Raw genomic sequence first — 23,758 nt, forward strand, 5'->3', positions numbered from 1 at the left:
TGGAGCAGCGCTTTCCAGAAAGAAAAAACCCGCTCGGTGCGGGTTTGGATCGGGGCCGATCAAGCGCGGCGAAGTGCTCAGATGCCTTGAAATTTGAATGGCGGCGACGCTTTGAATTGTTTGGTTGCATCCCCGGAATAGGTGTGATTCTGGTCCGGTCCCAGATCGATCTTCATTACCTTGCCTTTTTCCTTGCTGAAGTCCAGTGCCTTCAGGTCCACCCAGAATGTGTTGGGCGTCAGCGCCGACTCAAAGAAATACAGCTTGCGCTCGTGATCGAACACGGTGCGCCAGCGGGTGGAGGAGATATTGGGCTCTTCCGGGGTATTAAGGCCGTACGGCACGGAGGCATTGCGGATCACGCTGAAGACGCTGGCCAGTGCCTTGTTCGGGCTTTGATCCTTGGGGATGGCGTTGACGTAGAACGAAGCGCGGGCGAATCGGTCTGCAGCACGGTTGGTACCGGGCAGCATGGTGGTGCCCCCAATCTGCTTCCAATAGGTATTGAGCGCCAGTTGCTGGTCGAAGGTCGGCGAGTTTGTCATGACCTGGTATTGACGACCGTGATGAATGACTTGCTTGCCACCGATGTATTCCACGATCGCGCTATCACCGCTGGCATCGGAGATGGAGAGGTGCACGGTGGTCAGCCGATTTTCGCCAGGCATGTTGTCGGATACCAGAGTGAATGGTTCTTCGCTCAGGGCGGCCACAGCCTGCTGTACGGTCGCAAAGTTGTCCAGCACATATTGAGCCCAGGCAGCGATCGACAGACCCGGCTTGCTGTTGGCGCCGAAGGAGGGATATTGAGACTCGACGAGCCACAGAAGGTTGGCATTCAGGCCGGCCTCGTTGACGCCGTCGGTGGTGGAAATGTCATAGCCCGAGGTGATGACGCTGCCGTACTTGGACGTCCAGCGCACGGTGTTGGGGCCGGTCTCGCCAGTGCGCTGCATGCCTCGCGGCAGGACCCAGAGGTTGCTGACGATGTCACTCTTCCAGTCCATGGATCGTGCAGTGATCACGTGGCCGTTGGCGCCCTGAAATACCAGCCGTGTGCATGCCCAGGAACTGGACGCCGCCGCAAGACCTGAAACTCCCAGCACGAAAGCAGCCACATGAGGGCGGATACATGGCATGTTCATCTTCATTAGTGCCTCCACGGTTAAAAAATGTGAATGGTGCCAAGCATGCCACATGCATCGGTAGTGAGATATTGATCAAGCTCCAGCGGCATGGATGCCAGGCCATGGACATTCAAACGGCCTCGGTACCCGCTCTTGCAAGAAGCCCAGTAAGGCAGCGGTGATTCACGATCTGTTCGCTTCCACCATATCAGGCATCAGGCATCAGGCATCAGGCATCAGGCATCAGGCATCAGGCATCAGGCATCAGGCATCAGGCATCAGGCATCAGGCGCGGAAGCTTGCCCTTGGCAATGGCTCCACCGGTATTAAGCTGCGATCGTCCAGGCTCTCTTCGTCCATGACCGCATCGAGAAGCACCATGTTCTTGATAGCTGTGGGTAGAGGACGGAATGACCATCCACAAGGATGTTGTCTTGCGGATCAGGCTCTTGGCTAGCCAGAGATTTGAACTAGGCGAGAACTACGCGATTGCGTCCAGCTGCCTTGCCTCGATACATGGCTGCATCAGCGCGCGAGATGAGGGCTTCCGCGGTTTCTCCCTGTCGATACTGAGTCGCACCCAGCGTACAGGTCACTCGCAGATCTTGGTGCACCAACTGTGCCCACGGGAGTGCTTCTGTGCTTTCGCGAATTCTTTCGAGCAGCGCTCCTGCCTGGGCCAGTTGTGTGTCACAGAGCACCAGAAGAAATTCTTCTCCGCCGTAACGACCAGCGCAATCGGTTGCACGAATCTGCGAAGAGAAAAGTTGTCCAAAGGCTCGAAGCACTTGATCTCCTCCTTCGTGACCGTAACGGTCATTGACCTGCTTGAAGAAGTCAATGTCAAGCATTGCGATGCAAAACGGTGCGTCTCTGCGTTGAGCTGCATGAATACATTGTTGCAGTCGATCCATGACCCCTCGGCGGTTGGCCAGTCCCGTCAAGTCATCGTTGCGCACCAAGTTTTCAATCTGCTTCAGCGCGACGGCCAGTTTTTCATTGCTCGCACTGAGTCGATATTGCATGCTGCGAAAGTAGGTGACCAGGACGCTGCATCGGACGACCGCTCCGAGCATGACACCGACAGTGAGGAACTGCCCGATGAGGGTATCGGTGGTCATGCGCATCTGCGGCCCTACCCAATAAACGGCCAGCGCAATTGCAATGAGCGTGCAACTCCAGGTCATCCAGAAACTTGTACGCCGCGGAGCAAGAAAGCCGTCGGTACTGAAGACCAGAAGCATAACCAGTGCCTGGAACGCAACCTGAGGAGCTGCGACAAGCAAGCCCAGCACCCCTGTAACCGCGACTAGCTGGTGCCAGAAGAACAAGCCTGGGTCACTCCGAGTCTGGCTCCAGCCACTGGCGTAGGCCCAGGTGATGAAGGCCATCCCTGCGCCTATCCAGAGGCCATACAGCAGCACTGCATGCAACGGCACGTAGCCTGCCCAGCAGTGGCCGAGGAATAAAAGGAAGGCATATAGATGGCTCAATAGGACCGAAGCGTGCAACTGCCATGTACGCTTACGCCAGCGTTTGAAATGCTGAGTTTCATCGGCAAGAGGCGATGAAGACTTGGGGCCCCACAAAGGTGGTCCGCGTGTTTTTTCAGGGGAGTAAGCCATTGCCGATTAATGGTCGCTAAGGTGCAAAGTGCGATTGGTTGTTACAAATAATAGTTTGCCCGAATTCTCGCCCTGGAAAAATACGGTGAGTGACCTGACAAAGCTCGGATCGAACTGACAGCTATCGGGGTATCAGGCAATGCGACTCAGAGCCATTGCAAGGCTATATCGGTAGAAGTGTTTCCTGACGCCATTAACTCGACATGACGACCTAAGACACAGCGGTAAATGTTCATGCTCTTGAACAGTGCACTCCAGAAATAAAAAAGCCCGCTTGAGCTGGGCTGGTGCACTAATTGGGTAGGCAAACAGGATGTTCAACAAGAACTTACATGAGGCGCGCGCGGCAAGACTAGCCTGCAAGGCTCCACGTTCTTAAGGAGTTGCTATGAAGGCGCTACTTTTAATCGCGGCACTTGCCGGTACGCTGGCCGGGTGCTCAATGATGCCGGGGCGTAGTTCCGGGTCTATGCCTGCCGAGGGTTCCAGTCAGACGATGGGTGGCATGAATATGAGCGGCGACCGGGATCGCTGGATGTATGACGACAATGGGCGTTCTTGGACCGGAGGTGATGGTGCCTTTTCTGGCGCCCAGAACAGATAGGTGAATAGCTGGGTCAAGGTTTTGCTTTGAGACACTGCACGGTCCTTTCGTCCAGCCGCTCGGCATACGCGTCTGGGTACACGAATTCGTCGTGCAGTGCCTTCACTGGAACAAAGGACTCATCAGCCTGCGCGAAAGAGCCGATCAGCCTCGACCTCTGATAGACAGGCAAGTTTTATGGCTTCGAAGCTTCAAAAAACAGAGCGTATGAATACTGACTGTTGTATGAATTAGGTAAGCAAAGTAGCCGTTCAACAAGAATTTACAGCGGGCACACGCCTCAGGAATAGTCTTGAAGACTCCTTCTTCTCAAGGAGTTGTCATGAAAGCGCTACTTTTAATTGCAGCAGTGGCCAGTACGCTGGCGGGCTGCTCAATGATGCCGGGGCGTGATGCCGGGCGCATGCAAGAGCAAGGTGCCCAACGGACGATGGGAAACAGTGATATGCGCTATGAATGGGGGCGTGGAGCGTATCAAGGTCCGGAAAGCATGCCGCTGTGGGCTGGCGGGGATGACACTTCTGGAGGCCTTGGCTTGCGTCGTGATTAAGCAGGAAGAACCACATCTTGCAGCGTTGTTGCATTACAGGGACTTCTCATCAATGCAAGCGCGGATAGGTAAGTTGTGACTGACCTGTCTGCCAAAGACGATACAGGTGCTTGAAACGAGGAACAGACTGCACATCTACAGACGGGGTTAGGCACGAGGTGTGCGCCCCCAGAAACAAACCGCGCAGCAGGGCTCCATTCAAATCTCGTGACGTCTTGCGACTCACAATGCAACAACCGAGCTTGCCTGCTGCTGGTCTGACCTGTTCATTGCATCTTTGATTTCACGTCTGGGATGTTGAAGTGCCTCTCTCAGGCAACGGCAGAGACGGGTGGCCTGGATGCGCGCAATCTGATGCTCACCGGGCACGATAACTGGTATGCCCAGATCTTCAAAAGGTGTCTTGAAGAATGTATTCGCCATGGTGAACACGGTACCCCGCAAACCGACTTTTCGTGCACCTCGCTCCTTTGCCGCATTGCAGGTGGCGTCAATGGCGCTCACTATGGGAATCGGTGACAGCGCGAGTATGCGGTCCAGAACGATGTTGGGCGTATTGCCAGTCAGCCCCACCATGTCCGCGCCACCGGCGGCCAGGCTGTGAATTGCGCCGAGCACGTAGTCGGAAAGCTGGTCAAACTCGCGTGCACGACAAAGGCTGAACACCTTGAAAGCGTTGAGGCTTTCGATGGACAGGCGAGGCAGATTCTCGTTGCCTGCCTGTGTCTGAACGCCGTGAATGATCTTTCGGTAATAGGCTACGGTGGACGCAGGGCCGATACCACCAATGAGACCGAGTTTTTTTATTTCGCTGTTCCTTGAGGTCATTCCGGGTGCTTGCCCATGGCTGCATTCAGCGAGGCTGATGTATTGCCTGCTGGAACGGTGCCGGCATGGGTTTCTATGAAGCGCCTGAGCAGCATCAACGGCGTTGGTGTGGGGCTAACGCCTTGCAGCATGGCCGCTGGATCCAGACCTTCCGCGCGAAGCAGTTGCGCTCTCGCATTGATGCAGGCTGCCATGACTTCCGATGTGAACTCTGGATGAAACTGCACGGACACTGCGGTGGGGCTGTAGCGGACGATCTGATGAGGATCGTGAGTTGAGCGAGCCAGTGCCCTGGCTCCATTGGGTAAGCACAGGATGGTCTGAAGATGTGTGAGGTGAGCCTGGAAGCGAGGTGGGCATCCGGCGAGCCAGGCGTCCGGCTCTGCAGCCGAGAGCTGTTCGATTTCCAGACTTCCCATCTCTCTGCCGTCAGGGTGGTAATCCACGATTCCTCCCAGTGCGTGGGCCATAAGCTGATGCCCATAGCAAACGCCCATGAGCGGCATCCCCTGTGCCACAGCCTGCCGTATCCATTTGGCTGTCGCTTCGCTCCAGGGGTGCTGATCGGTCACCATGGACCACGAGCCCGTGATGATCGCCGCACGGTGCTGTCCGGGCTCGGGCAGAGGTTCTCCTTCATACACCTTCACTATGTCCATGGTTTCGGGCATGCAGCCGACGGCTGTCAGAAACCACTGGGGAAGATCGCCTGTGATGGCTCGAATGTCCTCGGGCGGTGTGCCCGCCTGGATCAGCAGCAAAGCTTGAGAGTCCACGAGAAATGGGAGAAGGTGGCAAGACCTCACACTTTAGTGAAACAAAACCATCATGAATACTGAATTTCAATGATGAGTGAGGCCTCCTCGATTCTTCACGCCACTTCAAAGTAGAGAATCCACCCCAGGGAGGTGTCTGCATGAAGAAATCCAGATTTACTGAAGCGCAAATCGTCGGCGTCCTCAAGGAGGTCGAACTCGGCGCCAAAGTCGGTGACACCTGCCGCAAACATGGCATCAGCGATGCCACGCACTACAAGTGGAAGAGCCAGTATTCAGGGATGTCCGTGCCGCATCGGGCCCAGATGCGACAACTGCAGCAAGAGAACGCCAAGCTCAAGCGCATGTATGCCGATTTGGTGCTCGTGCACCATGCCCTGAAGGATGTTGTCGAGCGAAAGCTCTAACCCCGGAGCGTCGGCAGTCCATCGTGCATGCGTTCATAACCGAGCACCGCCTAAGCCAGCGCAGAGCTCGCCAAACTGTGGGCCTGGCTCGATCAACGCTGCGATATGCACCTTCGGCCTGTGACGACTCCGGGGTGATCGACTTCATCCAAGGATAGGTGGCATTGAATCCTCGTCACGGGTTTGGGCTGCTTTACGCCAGCGCCCGCTATCAAGAACGGCCCTGGGGCAAGACCGCGCTTTGGCGTGTGTACTGCCAGCTAAAGCTGAATCTGCCCAGACGGGGCAAGAAGCGTTTGCCTCAGCGCATCAGGCAGCCGTTGGACGCCGCCCACAAGCCGAATCCGGGCCGGAACTGTGACTTCATGTCTGACGCACTGTGGTCAGGCCGACGCTTCAGAACCTTCAACTTCATTGACGAGTTCAAACGGGAGTTCCTGCGCATCGAGATTGATACCAGCTTGCCTGCCGCTCGAGTGGCGCGGGCCTTGGAAGAGCTTGCCGAGGTCCGCAGGGTGCCACAGTCCATTCGCCTGGACAACGAGCCGGAGTTTATCGGCCAGGCATTGAAACAATGGGCACAGAGTAAAGGCATAGAGCTGAACCACATTCAGCCGGGCAAGCCGGCGCAGAACGCTTATGTTGAGCGTTTCAACAGAACTTACAGAACGGAGGTGCTCGACTGCCATGTCTTTGAATCGTTGCCGGAAGTGCGCTCGATGACCGAGGACTGGCTGCATCGCCACAACCTCCATCGTCCACATGAATCGATAGGCAGGATTCCGCCGGTCGCGTATCGTGTCAAACGTTTCCCCAACCTCTACTTTTAGGTGGCGCAGGAAAACGAGGAAGCTTGAATTAGACTGAACATTGATTGCAGGTGGCCCTACCTGCCGGAAGACTACCTGATGAACCACTCTGCGCGCTTTCCCTGGCAGCTACGCATTCGCGTGCACATCGCAGTCTTGACCATAGCCTGCATGGGCTTGGTGGCCATCTTGCTGATTGGCCTCGGGTGGGTGGCCACAACCCAGCGATTGGTGCAGGACTCTGGTCAGCGTGCAGCGCGCGACACCGAGGTGTTAAGTCAGCAGATACGCTTGCAGTTGACACCGGCGCAAGGGGCATTGCGCCATATCGGTGCTGGGCGCCTGCCCTTGGCGACGGATGAATCCAGCCGTTTGCAGGCGCTGGATGCATTGTTGGGCGAATTGCGTGCCAATCCGCTGGAAGCTGCCGTGTATGTCGCCTACCCGAATGGTGATTTCGTCGTGGTACGCCCTTTGAAACTGGACGTTGTACGGCAAAGCGTGGCAGCGCCCGATGGGGCAGAATTTTTGATCCAAACGGTCACACAACAGCCGGATGGCAGGCGCCTTGGCCGTTATCGCTTTCTAGACAAAGCCGGCAATCTGCAAGAAGTTCAGGACAAGCCAGATTACCAGTATGACCCGCGCACGCGCCCCTGGTACGCAGTCGCACGGCAACAGCCTGGTGTCGCGCAGCTGACGCAGCCCTACCGGTTTGCCACCACCCAGAGGCTGGGTGTGACACTGAGCCGGCAGTCTGCAACAGCCGATGCTGTGGTTGGCATCGACGTGGATTTTGATGATCTGGAGCAGTTGTTCTTGACGCTGCGTGCCACCCCAGGCACCCGCCTCGCCTTGGTTCACAGCAGTGGCCAGGTGATGGCGGCAACCGTCGACCTGCACAGTGTCGGTGGCGATGCGCAGCCGATGCTCGACGCCATCAACGAACCCCAGTTGCTCCAACTGCTCAAGGCCCCGAAGGCGTTTGGCACACCGCAGGTGATGGAGATCGAGGGGCACCGTTGGGTGGGTCTGCACACACAGATTGATATCGGTCTGGGCACCGCGCTCGATCTGCTGCAAATGCTGCCGTTTGACGAGCTGGCCGCAGAGGCACGGCAACGCGCGCTCTACTTCATCGGCATGGCTGCGGCCTTGGCACTGTTGCTGCTGCCCCTAGGCTGGGCCGCCGGCAACGCCATTGGACGCAGCATCAATCTGCTGCGCGAGCGCAGCCTGCGCATCGCACGCTTCGACTTTACGGGAGCGCCGCTTCCTCCCAGCCGCGTCAGCGAAGTGGGCGAATTGTCCCAGGCCGTGCAACACATGGGAGGCACGATCGAAGCCTTCCTCAGCTTGACGGAAAGCCTGGCCACGGAGCCTGAGGTGGAGCGCATGCTGCAGCTTGTGCTTGAACAGCTGACGCAGGCCACCCAATCCGAGGCAGCAGCTGTCTATCTGTGGGATGCCCAATCTGCGCACATGCAGCGCGCCGCCCAGGCTGGCAGTTTGGCCATCCCCCTGTCCGAGCGCTTCACCTACCCGCCCTTGGATGACGCCGGAGCGGGGACCGCTGCGTCGGGCAGCGTCAAGCGGCTCGAATGTGAACTACGCGGTCGCCAAGGCGGTCTGCAAGGGCTTTTGGTGCTTGAGTTCAAGGCCGACGCGGCGCACGAAGATGCCGCCTTCTACCGGTTTGCCCGTCGTCTCTCGGGAATGTTGGCTGTGGCCATCGAGACACGCCAGCTTCTGGAATCGCAGCAGCGCTTGTTCGATGCCATCATCCAGCTGATGGCCGATGCCATCGACGCGAAAAGCCCCTACACCGGCGGCCATTGCGAGCGGGTTCCGCAGATGGCCATCGAATTCGCTGATCGCTTGCATGCATCTACTGATGGGCCGTATGCAAGCTTCAGCATGAACAAAAACGAGCGCTACGCGTTCCACTTGGGCGCGTGGCTGCACGACTGTGGCAAAGTGACCAGTCCAGAACACATCGTCGACAAGGCCACCAAACTTGAGGTCATCCGCAACCGTATCCATGAAGTGCGGCTGCGCTTTGAAATTCTGTGGCGGGATGCTGAACTGGCAGCCACGCGTGGCGAATTGAGCGCCGACCAGTTGCGCGCCCGCCAACTGCAACTGCAAGACGACTTCGCATTTGTCGCCAATTGCAATCTGGGGGGCGAGTTCCTGTCCGATGAATCCATTGCCAAATTGCGCAGCATCGGCGTGCAAGGCTGGCAACGCCATTTCGATGATCGCCTTGGTTTGTCGACCGCGGAGTTGCGCCAACTGGATGCATTGCGCCCCGAGGCGCCGCCGCTACCAGCAATCGAAGCCTTGCTGGCGGACCTTCCAGAACACCGGATTCCCTGGGGCGACGACTGTCCCGCCGTGGAAGTGGGAGACCCACACAACAAGTACGGTTTTGACATGAAGCGCCCCCCTTATCAGCAAGACCTTGGGGAACTGCACAACCTGAGTATCCGGCGTGGCACTCTCACTGACGAAGATCGCTTCAAAATCAACGACCATATGGTGCAGACCTACATCATGCTCAAGGGACTACCCTGGCCGACAGGGTTAGAGCAGGTCCCAGAGTTGGCTGCTACGCACCACGAACGCCTTGATGGCGAGGGTTATCCGCGGCGCATCCCGGGTGAGCGACTGGGTGTGCTGGACCGAGTGATGGCAATATGTGATGTATTTGAGGCGCTAACCGCTGCAGACCGCCCATACAAACCAGCCAAAACCTTGAGTGAGACTCTGCGAATCATGGCCTCTATGTGTATGGAGCAGCACCTGGACGCCGAGTTGTTCCGCTACTTTCTGCACACTAGGCTGTGGGAGGTATTTGCAGCTCGCTTCATGAAAGCCGAACAATACGATGCTGTGGATCTGGATGCTCTTGAAGCATTGCTACCTCTGCAGCCTAGTTCTACAAGTAGTTCTGAGATAGCCCCCTGAATCTCCGGACATGGTCCATCATTTATCTTTGAGATAGGCATAGGACTGTGCGTATGACTAGGCATACAGAGACGATTGAGGTCATCACCCGAGACCAGCGCAGGCGGCGCTGGTCGGCTGTCGAGAAGGCGGCCTTGATTCGCAAGACGTATGCCGGGCATGAGCGTCTCGCTTGTGGCCCGCCAGGAGGGCGTGTCGGCGAGCTTGCTATTCACTTGGCGGCGATTGGATCGCGAAGGCGCACTGGTGGTCGTGAGCGCCGGCGAAGCGGTTGTGCCGGCTTCGGAGCTGGCCGCAGCTCGCGCCGAGATCGCCAAGCTGCAACGTGTGCTGGGCAAAAAGACCTTGGAGAACCAGATCCTCAAGGAAGCCGTGGAGCTTGCCGCAGCAAAAAAGTGGATTGCGCGCTCGCCCTTGTTGCCTGGGGATGACCGATGAAGTCGGTCTGCTCGGTGCTGGGCGTGGCGCGCTCGAATCTGCATGTGCGACATCACCGCTCTGCCCACTGGCAGGACAGCCGCAGAGGCCGCACCCCGGTTCAGGATGAGCTCTTGCTGGCTGACCTGAGGTGCCACATTGCCGAGTTGCCCAGCTATGGCTATCGCCGCGCCGGTGCGCTGCTCAATCGAGAGCGACGTTCGCAAGGTCAACAGGTGCTGAACCACAAGCGCATCTACCGGGTCATGGCGCAGCATCGACTGCTGTTGCCCAAGGCGCCCAAGCGATGGCATTCGAGCCGTATTCACGATGGTCAGGTCAGTGTGCCGATGAGCAACATGCGCTGGTGCTCTGACGGCTTTGAGATCAAGTGCGATTCGGGCGAGACGGTCACAGCCACCTTCGCCAAGGACTGCTGCGACCGGGAGATCCTGGCCTGGCGAGCTTGGGAGGGCAAGGGACTTGCGGGAGAGCCTGTGCGCGACATGCTGGTGGAAGCCGTGGAGCGGCGCTTGGGCACGGTTGAAGCCGTGCCCCTGGAGCGTGAATTGGAGTTGCTCACCGACAACGGCATCGCCTACATCGCGCATGAGACGCGTGGCATTGCTAGATCGCTGGGCCTGAAGCCGATCAACACGCCCGTGTGTAGCCCGCAGAGCAACGGCATGGCCGAGAGCTTCGTCAACACCTTCAAGCGCGACTACATGAGCCGTATGGACCTGCGTGACGCGCCGACGGTGCTGGCGCAATTGCCGGGTGCGTTCGAGCACTTCAACGAAATCCACCCGCATTCGAGTTTGAAGATGATGTCGCCCAGGGAGTTCCGACGACGGCAGAATCACCCCGCCCATCAGGGCTAGCTTAGCGACAGGACGGTGTCCGGAACTACGGGGCAAGATCACACGTTTCAGAGGCAACCTCAAGTCAGGGGCGGTTTGGGTTAGCGGTCTTGGCTCCGACTCCAGTATGTACGACGCAGTTTTTTTGCCTTGCTTGTTGGAGGCATATTTGCGCCTAAGGAGGATTTGCAATCCGGTGTGCTGCAACCCGGTTTACCAGTGCCTTGGCTAATATTGACAATGCGCCTGTTGCCATCTTTGTCACGTACTTGTACGGAACCGTACCAAGGCGAGGGCGGCATGCCGCCACCATCGAACAATACGTTGTTTCTCGCACCAGTCAGATAGCTCACTTGGTACCCGCGTGCATTGCCGAGGTTAGCCTTGCAGGTCTTTGAGTCCAGAGGCAGAGGCTGATTGGTACCGAATGCCACTGAGGAGCCGATGATGGTTGGTGCATTCACTCCTTTTTCACCACTGGACGCGAGGTTGACATAGAACCCCTTTCAGCTGTCTGCCAAGCTAGGGGTGTACGGTACAGAGGTGGCATCTTTCAGATGAGTCGTATTGGTATCGTTGACCACGCTCCAGCTGTCTCCACTCAGACCGTTGGCGCCTATTTGCGTATCCTTGATCATGTAAAAGCGGTTTTGCACGCTAGTTGCCTGACTTGCGTACATAGGATGCTCACGGTCACCCGACACAGCCACCACAATGTCTACCGATTTCGACATTGTCACATCCGGTGGAAAAAAGAATTTACGCTTGGGCGTACTTGAACCTCCTAGTGCTGCCAACTGATAAGCCTGCCAGGTGCTTGGGCCGTAGTTGAGGGTGTGCAGAATTTTGTGTAGATGGACAATCCACCGCCGGCGCAAGCCGGCCTGTCCGTAAGCACAATGAGCACCAAGAAACGCGACGTACCCGAAGCACTGCTGTCTGGCCTGCTGGCCAACTACAAGAAGCCCGAAGACCTCATCGGCGAGAACGGCCTGCTCAAGCAGTTGACCAAGCTGCTGGTGGAGCGAGCCCTGGACGCCGAACTGACCGAGCATCTGGGCCACGAACGCAACGAAGCGGTAGCCAACACCACTGGCAACACCCGCAATGGCAAGAGCAAGAAGACCCTCAATGGCGATTTCGGCGAGTTGCCCATCGAGGTGCCACGTGACCGCCATGGCAGCTTCGAGCCCCAGCTCATCCCCAAGCACCAGACCCGCTGGGCCGGCTTCGACGACAAAATCATCTCGCTGTACGCCCGCGGCATGACGGTGCGCGAGATACAGGCCCACCTGGAGGAGATGTACGGCACCGAGGTCTCGCCCAGCCTGATTTCCTCGGTGACCGACGCCGTGGCCGATGAAGTCAAGACCTGGCAAGCCCGCCCGCTCGATGCAATCGACCCCATCGTCTATCTGGACTGCATCCATGTGAAGGTGCGCGAGGGCGCTGTGCGGGTCAAGGCGGTGTAGTTGGCCATCGGCATCACCATGACGGGTGACAAGGAGGTGCTGGGCCTGTGGCTGGCGCAAACCGAGGGTGCCAAGTTCTGGCTGCAGGTCGTCACCGAACTCCGCAACCGGGGCGTGCAGGACATCTTCATCGCCTGCGTCGACGGGCTCAAAGGCTTCCCCGACGCCATTGAGGCGGTATTCCCCAAGGCGGTGGTGCAACTGTGCATCGTGCACATGGTGCGCCACAGCCTGAACTACGTCTCGTGGAAGCGTCGCAAAGAAGTGGCCGCCGACCTGCGACGCATCTACACAGCAACCACCACCGAGGAGGCCGAGCTGATGCTCGGTGAATTCGAGGCCCGCTGGGATGCCGAGTACCTACCCATCGGCCAGTCCTGGCGCAGGAACTGGAGCCGGCTGATTCCGTTCTTTGACTACCCACCCGAAATCCGCAAGGTCATCTACACCACCAACGCCATCGAGTCGGTCAACATGAGCCTGAGGAAGCTGACCAAGAACCGGGGCTCGTTTCCCAGTGACGAAGCGCAGACCAAACTGTTCTATCTGGCCCTACGCAACATCAGTCAGAAGTGGAGCATGCCCATCCGGGATTGGAAGGCTGCGCTTACCCGCTTTACCATTCAGTTCGGAGGCCGCATCTCCGTCAATTGAAGTCCGAACCGTTTACACAAAAATTCGGACACGCCCAGGCGCGATACCACCCAGCCATGCCTTGCGAGATCATGGCCAAGACTGCATCGAGTGTGCGCGGCGCCAGTTGGCGCTGAGGCGGGAGCAACCCAGACAGAGCACACTTGTCGCTTGTACCGGCCTATCTTGGTGCAACGTCGCTCAGCTTATTTCTGAAATGTCAGAGCTCGGCGAGTGCTTACCGAACACCTTCTCCAAATGGCTGCTCGCGTTCTGGGGCGTCGATGCCCTACGGCCTGACTTTGACTTGCTCATAAGCGCCAGATTGGCCGCAGTGAACTGTCAGAGTGTACCGTCCGAGATGCTGACAATGAGGCAAAGGAGGGCGGCTGCCAAGCATAACCTCAGTCTATTAGGCAAGAAAAAAGGTTCATCGAGGAATTCCGTGGAGATGAGCCCGTTCGTTTTGTAATCTGACGGCTGCGAAGCTGACATCGGAGAACAAATCAAATGCTGGACTCGAAGTTATTGCAGGCTCTTGGCGGCTGGGAGGGCTACGAGGTTGAACGTGTGCAGTGGCCCCAGGGCGATAGCCGCACCGTGTCGATCTATCTGAAGCCGCAGGCCAGCATCATGCATTGCGAACGCTGCGGTGCGCAGTGCAGCCAAGTCCATGAGACCACGACACGGCGCGTGCGCGATCTGGCACTGTTCGAGTACAAGGTGGTGCTGCATGTGCCGCGTCGGCGTCTGTGGTGCGATAGCTGTGGTGGCCCGCGCCTGGAGAAACTCAGCTGGCTCGGTCGCTACCAGCGCGTCACAGACCGTCTGGCACAGGCGTGCAGCCAGTTGCTTCGCAGCAGCAGCATCAAGGCAGTCGCGGCCTTCTTCGATCTTGGGTGGCACACGGTCAAGTCCATCGACAAGGCCTTATTGCTGGCCACTACCGCGCAGCCGCAATGGGAGCGGATCGAGTACTTGGCAATGGACGAGTTTGCGTTGCACAAGGGCCATCGCTACGCCACAGTCGTCGTCGACCCCATCAGCCGGCAGGTGCTGTGGGTGGGGCAAGGGCGCTCACGCGAGACGGCCCGCCAGTTCTTCGAGCAGTTGCCCGTTGGCGTTGCCCAGCGCATTCGCGCGGTTGCTATCGACATGACTACTGCCTACGAGCTGGAGATCCAGGCCAACTGCCCCAACGCCGAGATCGTCTATGACCTGTTCCATGTCGTGGCCAAGTATGGCCGGGAGGTTATCGACCGAGTGCGTGTCGATCAGGCCAACTTGCTGCGCCAACAGCCCTTGGCGCGCAAGGTGCTCAAGTCCAGCCGCTGGTTGCTACTGCGCAATCGCAACAAGCTGCAGGCTCAACAAGCAGTGCAGCTCAAGGAGCTGCTGGCGGCCAATGAGCCATTAATGGCGGTATACGTCTTGCGCGATGAGCTAAAACAGCTGTGGTTTTACCGTCGTCCGGCTTGGGCGCATCGCGCCTGGCAGCACTGGTGTGAGCAAGCGCGCCAAAGCGGTATTACAGCACTGAGCACCTTCGCTCAGCGCTTGCAAAGCTACCTGCACGGGATCATCGCCCGATGCCGGCATCCGTTGAACACAAGTGTTGTCGAGGGCATCAACAACACCATCAAGGTCATCAAGCGCCGGGCCTATGGCTACCGCGATCAGGACTATTTCTTTCTGAAGATTCGCGCAGCCTTCCCCGGTAATGCGCGATGAACCAAAAAAAAGCCCGCAATGCGGGCTAATCATCAATTCAAAACAGATGCCTAAGTTGTTGATTTCAATGACGTGCAACTGCTTGGTTTTGTTTGGCCTTTTAGGCTGTTTTTATCAAAAAACCAACTGAATCAACAGCCCGTGGCGTGTAAAGGTGTCTGCAAATGCCACCGATTCGTCATCCTGAACCGGGGGTTCAGGTGGGCAAGAGCAACCTATCGTTGGGTTCATCTGACGCGAGACGATCACGCTCAATAGGTGATTTATCAAGCCCATGCTCGTTGAGCATTGGTTCAAGGAAATATAAAAACCGGCAGATTTGCAGACGGTTTTATTCTAACGGGTATTGGCAGTCGCGCGGAGGTCATGACTGCTTTGCTGCTGAGGTTACCTGATCAGAGCAGCCTGGCGTCAGCATCCAGTGCCTGATCGAGCTTGAGCACCAGTTGCTCGGCAAGCTCTTGCTGGCGCTGCAGTTCAGCCTGGGCGGCCTCATTGACCTCGGGGGGCGCGAACTGCTCCTGAGCAAGCGCCTGCATTTCAGCCTGGGCGTTGGCCATATGGGCCTGCTGGGCATCGCGGTCGAGCACATCGAACGCCATGTTGAGGGCTGCCAGCACTGCCACCCGCTCGCGTGAGCGGACCTTGCCGCTGTCGCGGATACGGGTCATCGCCTCGTCCACGCGGCGAACGGCTTCCTGCACACGTTCTTCTTGACCATCGGGGCAGGTCAGCACATAGCTTTGCTGCATGATTTGCACATCGATCTGCTTCATGGGCGTCAGTGGCGGGTCTGGTGATGGAGGGTGACGGCTGTCACTCTCCCTGGTTGGCGGGCAGGCGTTCGATCAATGCATCGACGCGCGCACGAGCGGCCTGCAGGCGCAGACGCAGCAAATCGCGCTCTTGCGTCAGAGCGATGACCTGATCGGTGAGCAGGGTGTTGGTGCGCTGCAGTTCCTCGTGGCGCACCAGCAGACGCTCTACGCGCTCGGCAATGAGATCAAGAGAGGGCTGGGTGGTCATAGACTCTGCCATTGTAGGTCTTGCAGTCCGTGGGTGAGTATAAATGTGCAGGCAAATTCGCAGTTTGCGCCAGAGCACGGCCTGCTTGACTGCCGCAGTCGGGAAACTGCAATATTTCTCTCAAAATCGTAGCGTGCTGCGCAAGTTCTGTGTGCCTCAAAGGCGTGTTTAAGGTAAAAAATCGTCACCTGAACCGCGCAAGGCTACTTCGAATGAAGGATTTGCGCCGCGTAGCGCTCATTACAATGGGCGCCTGTTGGTGCTCGAGGCTGCTTTCTGTGGTCTCAGTTCAACGGGAAGCAGGGAGGGGCTGGCCAGATGCACTGGCTCTCCGAACCTGCGCTGCCCCCGCAACGGTCGGCGAATGGAGTGCTGCGGCATTCCGCCTTTTTCCCCATGGCCACTGGCGCTGCGCGCTGGGAAGGCCGGCAAGAGGATGATTCGCCTAGCCCGGATACCGGCCAACATGGGTTGCCTGCATTTTGTGCAGGTATGTTTGCTCAATGTCGGCGGGTAGGCTGACGTGGGCGTATTCAAGTGTGCTTTCCATGAGTCAGCAATCTTCGTCCCTGCGCATGGCGCAGGTGGCTTCGCGCGCACGCGCATCGTTTGTTCTCCGTCCCACCTTGCTGGCATCTGCGTTGGCCATGGCGTTTGCCGCACAGGCTCAGTCAACTGCACAGGCCGATGCGGTGCAGATGAAAGAAACCGTGGTCACCGCCAATCGCATCGAGCAGCCTTTGTCCGATCTGGTGGCTGATATGTCGGTTGTGGGGCGTGAAACGATTGAAGCTGCGGGCGCCGTGGGCGTGGCCGATGTGCTCTCGCGTCTGCCAGGTGTGCAAATGGTGCGCAACGGCGGCGCCGGCTCGACCACCAGTGTCTATCTGCGCGGTGCCGACACGCGCTTCACTGCCGTCTATGTCGATGGAGTGCGCGTGGACTCGCAGTCCACGGGCGGTGCCTCCTGGCAGGATGTTCCGCTGGAAGCGATCGACCGCATCGAGGTGTTGCGAGGCCCGGCGGCGGCTGTCTACGGCTCGGACGCCATCGGCGGCGTGGTGCAGATCTTCACCAAGAAGGGCGAGGGCAAGGCCAAGCCCTATGTGGGCCTGGGCTGGGGCAGTCGCGGCACGGTGAAGGCTCAGGCCGGCGTTAGCGGCGGTGTGGCGGGCTGGGACTACAGCCTGGGTGTTTCACATGCCAGCAGCAACGGCTTCAATGCCAAGACCTCCGCGGGCTTCAATCCCGATGCCGATGGCTATCGCAGCAATGCCTTCAACGGCCGTGTCGGCTACCAGATCAACAGCAATCAACGTGTTGAGGCCACGGCTCTGACCAGCTACATGAATGCGGGTTACGACGCCACTGTCTCCAAGACCAGCCCCATGACCGACGACCGCAGCATCTACAAGATGAATGCGGTAGGCCTGAACTGGCTGGCCAAGTGGAGCGATGTCTACAGCACACGCCTTCAGTACACGCAGTCACGCGATTTCTACCAGACCAAGCCCAGTGTCTATGAAACCGACACGCGTTTGCACAGCTATCTGTTCCAGAACGAGTGGCGGCTGGGAGCGCAGACCGTGACGGCCGCGCTGGAGCGCCGTGAGGACAAGCTGGTCAACAATGGCTTGGATATCGGCAGCCGCAATCGCTCTCAGAATGCGCTGGCACTGGGCTATGGCCTGCATGCTGGCAAGCACACGCTGCAGCTCAACGCCCGTCATGACCGCGACAGTGAATTTGGCGGCCACACCACGGGCAGCGCTGCCTATGGCTACGAGTTCATGCCTGATTGGCGCGCAACCGCGTCGGCCGGCACTGCCTTTCGCGCGCCAACGCTCTATCAGCGCTTCAGCCAATATGGCGATGCCAGCCTGTCGCCTGAAAAAGGCCGCAATGTGGAACTGGGCCTGAAATGGGGTAAGGGCAGCGACAGTTTCTCGGCCACGCTTTATCGCAACAATGTCTCCAATCTCATCAACTATGTGGGTGGGACGGGCTCCTGTGCGGGGAATACCGGCATTTACGGCGGCTGCTATGCCAACGTGGCCAAGGCCCGTTACGAAGGTATCACCCTGGCCGCCACCACCCGCTTGGGCATGGTGAATCTGCAAGGTTCGGTGGACTTCCAGGATCCGCGCGATATCGATAAGGATCTGCAACTGGCTCGCCGCTCCAAGCGCTATGCCAATCTGTCTGCCGACACAACGCTGGCCGGCTGGAGGCTGGGCGCCGAAATGCAGACGGCCGCAAAGCGCTTTGACGACGCTGCCCACAAGACCGTGCTGGGAGGTTACACGCTCTGGAACCTGAGCGCACAAAAGCAGTTGAGCCGTGAATGGAGCCTGGTGGCGCGCATCAACAATCTGGCTGACAAGCGATATGAGCTGGCCCGAACCTATGCCACCGAAGGCCGCAGCGGCTATATCGGTGTGAAGTGGGAAGCTAACTGAGCAGGGTCGCCATGACATCCATCGCAATGCCGGAAAAAACTACCCGCTGCCCCGCGCTGCTGATCAGTGCTCCCGCCTCCGGCCAGGGCAAGACCACCGTGACGGCTGCTCTGGCACGGCTGCATGCGCGCCAGGGACGCAAGGTGCGTGTATTCAAGTGCGGGCCGGATTTTCTGGACCCCTACTGGCATGAGCTGGCCAGTGGTTCGCCGGTGCATTCGGTGGATTTGTGGATGACGGGAGAGGCGGATGTGCGCCAGCGCCTGCATGAGGCGGCCCAGGAGGCCGATCTGATTCTTGTCGAAGGCGTGATGGGCCTGTTCGACGGCAGCTTCAGCGCGGGCGATCTGGCGCAGTTGCTGGGGCTGCCCGTGCTGGCCGTGGTCGATGCCTCGGCCATGGCGGGCACTTTCGGGGCGCTGGCCTATGGCTTGCAGCATTACCGTGATGGTCTGCGCTGGGCCGGCATGCTGGCCAACCGCGTCGCCACGGCCCATCATGCCGATCTGCTCAGGCAAGGCCTGCGTGAGCCGTCACTGTGGCAGGGGGCCATGCCGGGTGTGCAATTGGGCGATGCAGCAGTCAAGGCCAGGTCTGCGGCGCTGCTGCCCGAGCGCCACCTGGGCCTGATCGCAGCCCACGAGCTCGGCGATGCGCTGCAGCGCCTGGATGCCGCAGCCGATGCCCTGGCCCAGACGCCGCTGGGGCAGAGGGCCTGGGGTTCGGACGACGGCCAGCCCAGCTGGCAGGATTGGTGCGTGGACTTTGCCGCGACGGACATTCGTGCTGATCAGCCGCGCGTGGAGCCCTGGCTGAGCAGCCGTCGCATTGCCATTGCGCGCGATGCGGCGTTTTCGTTTATCTATCCCGCCAATCTGGACTGCCTGCGTGCCATGGGGGCCGAGCTGTGCTTTTTCTCGCCGCTGGCTGGCGATGCGCTGCCGCTCTGCGATGCGATCTGGCTGCCCGGCGGCTATCCGGAGCTACATGCCCGGGCCCTGTATGAGAACCGGCAGTTGCGCGACGGCATTGCCGAGCATATGGCGCAGGGCAAGCCGGTCTGGGCAGAGTGCGGCGGCATGCTGGCCCTGTGTGACGGAGTGACTGCCCTGGACGGCAGCACCCAGCCCATGTGGGGGCTGCTGCCCGGTCAGGTCGTCATGCAGAGCCGGCTCGGCGGTCTGGGCATGCAGCAACTGGCACTCGATACGGGCTTGTTGCGCGGTCATACCTTTCACTACACAAGGCTGGAGACAGCCATGCCGGTGCTTGCACGCAGCAGTCGCCCCGGCGCGACCGTTCAGGCTGATCGTGGTGAGGCACTTTATCAGCATGGCAGTGTGCGAGCCAGTTACTTTCATGCCTGGTTTCCGTCCTGCCCGGCAGCGGTGGCGTCGCTTTTTGGCGCAACAATCGAAGACTGAATCTTTCGTCCATCACCACCATGAGCCCTGCAAGCACAGTCTCCTTCGTCATGCCGCGTACCCAGCTGATTCTGGGCGGGCAAAAAAGCGGCAAATCCCGTCGTGCGGAGCTGCTGGCGCGCCAGTGGCTGCAGGCGGATGCCGGGCATCAGGCAGCGCTGGTGGCAACCGGCCAGGCCTGGGATGCGGAGATGAGCGAGCGCATTGCGCGCCACCAGCGTGACCGCGCCGAGCGCGTGCCAGGCATGCTGACCATAGAGGAGCCGCGCGAGCTGGCCCAGGTGCTGGCGCAGCACAGCAGCCCGCAGCGGCTGCTGGTGATTGATTGCCTGACCTTGTGGCTGACGAACTGGCTGATGCCGGTGCAGGCCGAGGATTTGGAGAGAAATCAGTCTCAAACCCATGACTGGCAAGAGCAGATAGCTCTCTTTTTGAAAGCGATTGATGAAGCGGCAGGCCCTGTCATTCTGGTTGGCAACGAAATCGGTCTGGGCGTGATTCCCATGGGGCGCGAAGTGCGCGCCTTTGTCGATGCGCTGGGCTTGCTCAATCAGCAGGCGGCTGCGCATTGCGAAAGCGTCACGCTGATGTGCGCCGGCTTGCCGCTGGCGCTGAAAGGGCCGCAGGCATGAGGGCCACCGTAAAATATTTTGCCGCTGCTGCGCTGCTTGTTTGTGGCCTGGCTGGTGCGTTGTCGGTGGCCGCGCAGTCCGTGCAGATCACCGATGGACGTGGCGCACAGGTGCAATTGGCAAAGCCGCCGCAGCGCATCGTCAGCCTGCTGCCTTCGCTGACCGAGAGCCTGTGTGCGCTGGGCGGCTGCGAGCGTCTGGTGGGGGCGGATCGCTATTCCAACTGGCCAGCCCATGTGAAGACCTTGCCCGTGGTGGGCGGCGGGCTGGATCCGAATATCGAGAGCATTGTGGCGCTCAAGCCCGATCTGGTGCTGGTTTCCATGGCGTCACGGGCCATTGCGCGAATGGAGGCCCTGGGCCTCAAGGTCGTAGCGCTGGAGCCGCGCACCCACGAGGAAGCACGCACTGTGCTGCAAAAGCTGGGCGTGTTGCTGGCCTTGCCGCCGGCGCAGGGTGCAGACCGTGTCTGGGCCGGGATAGAGGCCGATATGAGCAAGGCCGCCGCCAGCGTGCCTCTGTCCATGCGTGGCCAGCGTGTGTACTTTGAGGCCAGCCGCGGCCCTTATGCCGCAGGCGAAAGATCCTTTATCGGCCAGACGCTGACGCGGCTGCATCTGCGCAACGTGGTCGACGCCAGGCAAGGGCCGTTTCCGCGCCTGAATCCCGAATATGTAGTCAAGCAGGACCCAGACCTGTTGATGGCCGGTGAGCGCTCCTGGAAAAATGGCATGCCAGAGTATCCGGGCTGGGCGCAAATGCGAGCCGTGAAGCAAGGGGCCATTTGCTCCTTCACGCCCGAGGAATCCGACATTTTGGTGCGCCCAGGTCCCCGCATGGCCGAAGGCGCGCAGCTCATCGCCCGATGCCTGAATGGGTTGGCCGCCAAGCAGGGCAAGAGTCGATGAGCGACAAGCCCTCTGGCAGCACTCATGCTCCCAATACTCAGGCAGGCATTGCTGCGCCCTGGCTGCTGATCTGGCTGGCGCTGGCTGCAACTGTGCTGGTCCTGCTGGGTGCGGGAGTTGGCAGCACGGGTTTTGAGAGCGTGCTCAATGCCCGCCAAGACCCGCTAGCCTGGCAGATCGTGATGAATATTCGTCTGCCGCGCACGGTGGCGGCCCTCCTGGCCGGAGGCCTGCTGGGGCTGGCTGGGGCGGTGGCGCAGGGCGTGTTTCGCAACCCGCTGGCCGATCCTTATTTGCTGGGCAGTGCCTCGGGCGCATCGCTGGGCGTGGCGCTGGCCATGGGTGCCCTGGGTGTCTCGCCTTTCGCTCTGGCCGGCCTGGCCCGCTGGGGCGTGACGGGTGCCGCTTTTGCTGGTGCCGTGCTTGCCGTGGTGCTGACCCTGGTGCTGGCCAAGGGCGTGCAGAACACCATGCGCCTGCTGCTGGCCGGCGTGGTGGTGGGCGTGGTGCTGGGCGCGGCCGCATCGCTGGTGCTGCTGATGAACCCCGACATCATGCAGGCCATGCAGTCCTTCATGCTGGGCAGCACGGCCTTTGCGGGCTGGCCTGCCTGCAGGCTGATGCTGTGGGTGCTGCTGCCCACGCTGGTGCTGTCATGGAGCCTGAGCCGGGTGCTCGACGGGCTGGCACTTGGCGAGGCTACGGCCCATAGTCTGGGCCTGCCGCTGGCGCCGCTGCGCCTGCTGCTGATCGTGCTGCTGGCGCTGGCCACGGGTACGGCCGTGGCGCAGACCGGCCTGATCGCTTTTGTAGGCCTGGCCGCGCCCCATCTGGTGCGTTCCGTGGTGCGCGCACTGCACCGCTGGCTGCTGGTGCTGAGCAGTCTGACGGGGGCGGTGCTGCTGCTGGCCGCCGATCTGCTGGCGCGCTGGCTGATCGCACCGCAGGAGCTGCCCGTGGGGGTGCTCACCGCCGTGCTGGGAGGCAGCTATCTGCTCTGGCTGATGCACAAGCGTGGCGCCATGCCGTCTGGAGATGGCACATGAATGGCGATATCGACACTGGTATCGCATTGACGACCGATGCCCTGAGCGTGCAGCTGGGCGAGCGTGAGGTGCTGCGCCAGATCAGCCTGCGCATTTCCCAGGGCCGCTGGACGGCCATCGTCGGCCCCAATGGCGCGGGCAAGTCCACGCTGCTGCGCGCCATGGCAGGCATGCGTGCCGCCAACCAGCGGCAAAGCGGTGCCGTGTTCCTGCAGGGCCGCAAGCTCGGCGACTGGAATGGCCGCGAGCGTGCCAAGGCCCTGGCCTGGCTGGGCCAGAATCAGCCTGTTGCGGCCGATATGGCCGTGTATGACGTTGTCATGCTGGGGCGTTTGCCCCACCAGGGCTGGCTGGCACCGGCCTCGAACGCTGACCGGCAGGCCGTGGAGCAGGCGCTGCGCCAGACCCACGCCTGGGACTGGCGCCAGCGCAGCATAGGCCAGCTATCGGGCGGTGAACGCCAGCGCGTGCTGCTGGCACGGGCTCTGGCAGTGCAGGCCCGGACCCTGCTGATGGACGAGCCGCTGGCCAATCTTGACCCGCCCCACCAGACCGACTGGATGCTGACGGCCCGCAGTCTGGTGCAGCAAGGCGTGACCCTGGTCAGCGTGCTGCACGAGCTGTCCTTTGCCCTGCTGGCCGATGAAATGGTCGTTATGCAGGCCGGCCGTATCACCCACCAGGGCGCGTGCGGCGATCCTGCCACCCATGCCGCGCTGGAGGCCGTGTTTGACCGGCGTATACAGGTGCGCGAACTCGACGGCCTATGGCTGGCCCTGCCGCGCCTGAGCTGAGCTCGGCCGTAATTCTTGAATTTTTGCCCTTAAGCCCTTGATAGACAAGCGAGAGTAGCTATGAATATTGAAACGCCTCCCACCGAGAAGCCTTACGAAAAGCCCGAGGGCGAGCGCCGCGGCCTGATCATCGTCAACACCGGCAATGGCAAGGGCAAGAGCACGGCCGCCTTTGGGCTGGCCTTTCGCGCCACGGGCCGGGGCAAGGCCGTCAAGGTCTATCAGTTCATGAAGGTGCCCACGGCCCGCTTTGGCGAGCATCGCCTGGCCGAGCAGGTCGGTCTGCCCATCGAAGGGCTGGGCGATGGCTTCAGCTGGAAGAGCAAGGACCTCGATCACTCCGCCCAGCTGGCGCGTGACGGCTGGGAAAAGGCCAAGGCCGATATTCTTTCGGGCGAGCTGTTCCTGGTCGTGCTCGACGAGATCACCTATCCGCTGATCTATGGCTGGCTGCCGCTGCAGGAGGTGCTGGACACGCTCAAGGCGCGCCCCAAGGATGTGCATGTCTGCCTGACAGGTCGCCGCTGCCCGCAGGAAATCATCGACATCGCCGACACCGTGACCGAGATGACGCTGATCAAACATGCCTTTCAGGCGGGTATTCCCGCTCAAAGAGGTATCGAAGACTGATGGCTTTTGCCATGTCTGTGGCGCGACAAT

At 59.9% G+C, this 23,758-nt stretch carries 18 protein-coding genes, 2 pseudogenes and 1 riboswitch; of the genes and pseudogenes, 14 read left to right on the top strand and 6 right to left on the bottom strand.

The genetic code is table 11. The features are described from left to right. Positions 1–77 precede the first annotated feature (77 nt). Both NOX35_RS10790 and NOX35_RS10795 read right to left on the bottom strand, forming a co-directional pair. Positions 78–1,151 (bottom strand): linear amide C-N hydrolase, encoded by a 1,074-nt coding sequence (locus NOX35_RS10790; RefSeq protein WP_182286665.1) that lies wholly within the window; start codon positions 1,149–1,151, stop codon positions 78–80. Positions 1,152–1,597: 446 nt separating this feature from the next. Then, positions 1,598–2,752: a diguanylate cyclase gene (locus NOX35_RS10795; protein WP_256496600.1), complete on the bottom strand. Its 1,155-nt coding sequence runs from the start codon at positions 2,750–2,752 to the stop codon at positions 1,598–1,600. A gap of 926 nt (positions 2,753–3,678) precedes the next feature. Here NOX35_RS10795 and NOX35_RS10800 point away from each other — a divergent pair. Next, on the top strand, positions 3,679–3,906 hold the full coding sequence (locus NOX35_RS10800) for a hypothetical protein (protein WP_256496601.1): 228 nt from the start codon (positions 3,679–3,681) through the stop codon (positions 3,904–3,906). A gap of 222 nt (positions 3,907–4,128) precedes the next feature. Here the strand turns inward: NOX35_RS10800 and NOX35_RS10805 are convergent, their stop codons facing one another. Together NOX35_RS10805 and NOX35_RS10810 are read right to left on the bottom strand one after the other, a co-directional pair. After that, the gene (locus tag NOX35_RS10805; RefSeq protein ID WP_256496602.1) at positions 4,129–4,734 is read right to left on the bottom strand and encodes an aspartate/glutamate racemase family protein; all 606 of its coding nucleotides are present in this window, start codon (positions 4,732–4,734) and stop codon (positions 4,129–4,131) included. Continuing rightward, on the bottom strand, positions 4,731–5,510 hold the full coding sequence (locus NOX35_RS10810; protein ID WP_256496603.1) for a glutamine amidotransferase: 780 nt from the start codon (positions 5,508–5,510) through the stop codon (positions 4,731–4,733). The genes NOX35_RS10805 and NOX35_RS10810 overlap by 4 nt, the downstream gene beginning before the upstream one ends. Positions 5,511–5,650: 140 nt before the next feature. Between NOX35_RS10810 and NOX35_RS10815 the strand changes: the two genes are divergently transcribed. From NOX35_RS10815 to NOX35_RS10840, 6 genes and pseudogenes are all read left to right on the top strand, one after another. Next, on the top strand, positions 5,651–5,917 hold the full coding sequence (locus tag NOX35_RS10815) for a transposase (RefSeq protein WP_256496604.1): 267 nt from the start codon (positions 5,651–5,653) through the stop codon (positions 5,915–5,917). 164 nt (positions 5,918–6,081) lie between these two features. Further along, on the top strand, positions 6,082–6,747 hold the full coding sequence (locus tag NOX35_RS10820; RefSeq protein ID WP_256496605.1) for an integrase core domain-containing protein: 666 nt from the start codon (positions 6,082–6,084) through the stop codon (positions 6,745–6,747). Between the two features lie 150 nt (positions 6,748–6,897). Further along, complete coding sequence (locus NOX35_RS10825) at positions 6,898–9,696, top strand: HD domain-containing phosphohydrolase (protein WP_232538191.1); 2,799 nt, start codon at positions 6,898–6,900, stop codon at positions 9,694–9,696. 53 nt (positions 9,697–9,749) lie between these two features. Further along, positions 9,750–10,994, top strand: a pseudogene (locus NOX35_RS10830) (IS3 family transposase). A gap of 878 nt (positions 10,995–11,872) precedes the next feature. Beyond that, positions 11,873–13,099, top strand: a pseudogene (locus NOX35_RS10835) (IS256 family transposase). Positions 13,100–13,588: 489 nt separating this feature from the next. Continuing rightward, positions 13,589–14,809, top strand: a complete 1,221-nt coding sequence (locus tag NOX35_RS10840; protein ID WP_182286442.1) for an ISL3 family transposase — start codon at positions 13,589–13,591, stop codon at positions 14,807–14,809. 395 nt (positions 14,810–15,204) lie between these two features. On the opposite strand, the gene NOX35_RS10845 is transcribed toward NOX35_RS10840, so the two are convergent. Both NOX35_RS10845 and NOX35_RS10850 read right to left on the bottom strand, forming a co-directional pair. Beyond that, on the bottom strand, positions 15,205–15,585 hold the full coding sequence (locus NOX35_RS10845; RefSeq protein WP_182286668.1) for a cell division protein ZapA: 381 nt from the start codon (positions 15,583–15,585) through the stop codon (positions 15,205–15,207). Positions 15,586–15,625: 40 nt separating this feature from the next. Continuing rightward, positions 15,626–15,835, bottom strand: coding sequence for a hypothetical protein (locus NOX35_RS10850; RefSeq protein ID WP_003063053.1), 210 nt, complete (start codon positions 15,833–15,835; stop codon positions 15,626–15,628). 240 nt (positions 15,836–16,075) lie between these two features. Continuing rightward, positions 16,076–16,316, top strand: a riboswitch (cobalamin riboswitch). Positions 16,317–16,383: 67 nt separating this feature from the next. Here NOX35_RS10850 and NOX35_RS10855 point away from each other — a divergent pair. From NOX35_RS10855 to cobO, 7 genes are read left to right on the top strand one after another with little or no spacing between them, the layout of a single operon-like run. After that, positions 16,384–18,294 (top strand): TonB-dependent receptor domain-containing protein, encoded by a 1,911-nt coding sequence (locus tag NOX35_RS10855; protein WP_256496606.1) that lies wholly within the window; start codon positions 16,384–16,386, stop codon positions 18,292–18,294. An 11-nt stretch (positions 18,295–18,305) separates the two neighbouring features. Then, complete coding sequence (locus NOX35_RS10860) at positions 18,306–19,718, top strand: cobyrinate a,c-diamide synthase (protein WP_256496607.1); 1,413 nt, start codon at positions 18,306–18,308, stop codon at positions 19,716–19,718. Positions 19,719–19,768: 50 nt separating this feature from the next. Beyond that, positions 19,769–20,350 carry a bifunctional adenosylcobinamide kinase/adenosylcobinamide-phosphate guanylyltransferase gene (locus tag NOX35_RS10865; protein ID WP_182287169.1) on the top strand — a complete coding sequence of 194 codons (582 nt, stop codon included), beginning with the start codon at positions 19,769–19,771 and terminating at the stop codon, positions 20,348–20,350. Then, entirely contained in the window at positions 20,347–21,258 is a 912-nt protein-coding gene (locus NOX35_RS10870; protein ID WP_256496608.1) for an ABC transporter substrate-binding protein, read from the top strand. Before NOX35_RS10865 ends, NOX35_RS10870 begins: the two co-directional genes overlap by 4 nt. After that, complete coding sequence (locus NOX35_RS10875; RefSeq protein WP_256496609.1) at positions 21,255–22,304, top strand: iron ABC transporter permease; 1,050 nt, start codon at positions 21,255–21,257, stop codon at positions 22,302–22,304. The genes NOX35_RS10870 and NOX35_RS10875 overlap by 4 nt, the downstream gene beginning before the upstream one ends. Beyond that, entirely contained in the window at positions 22,301–23,098 is a 798-nt protein-coding gene (locus NOX35_RS10880; RefSeq protein ID WP_256496610.1) for an ABC transporter ATP-binding protein, read from the top strand. The genes NOX35_RS10875 and NOX35_RS10880 overlap by 4 nt, the downstream gene beginning before the upstream one ends. Before the next feature lie 60 nt (positions 23,099–23,158). Next, entirely contained in the window at positions 23,159–23,728 is a 570-nt protein-coding gene (gene cobO, locus NOX35_RS10885) for a cob(I)yrinic acid a,c-diamide adenosyltransferase (RefSeq protein WP_003080011.1), read from the top strand. Positions 23,729–23,758 lie beyond the last annotated feature (30 nt).

The sequence above is a fragment of the Comamonas sp. C11 genome (assembly GCF_024496285.1).
GTDB lineage: Bacteria > Pseudomonadota > Gammaproteobacteria > Burkholderiales > Burkholderiaceae_C > Comamonas > Comamonas testosteroni_F.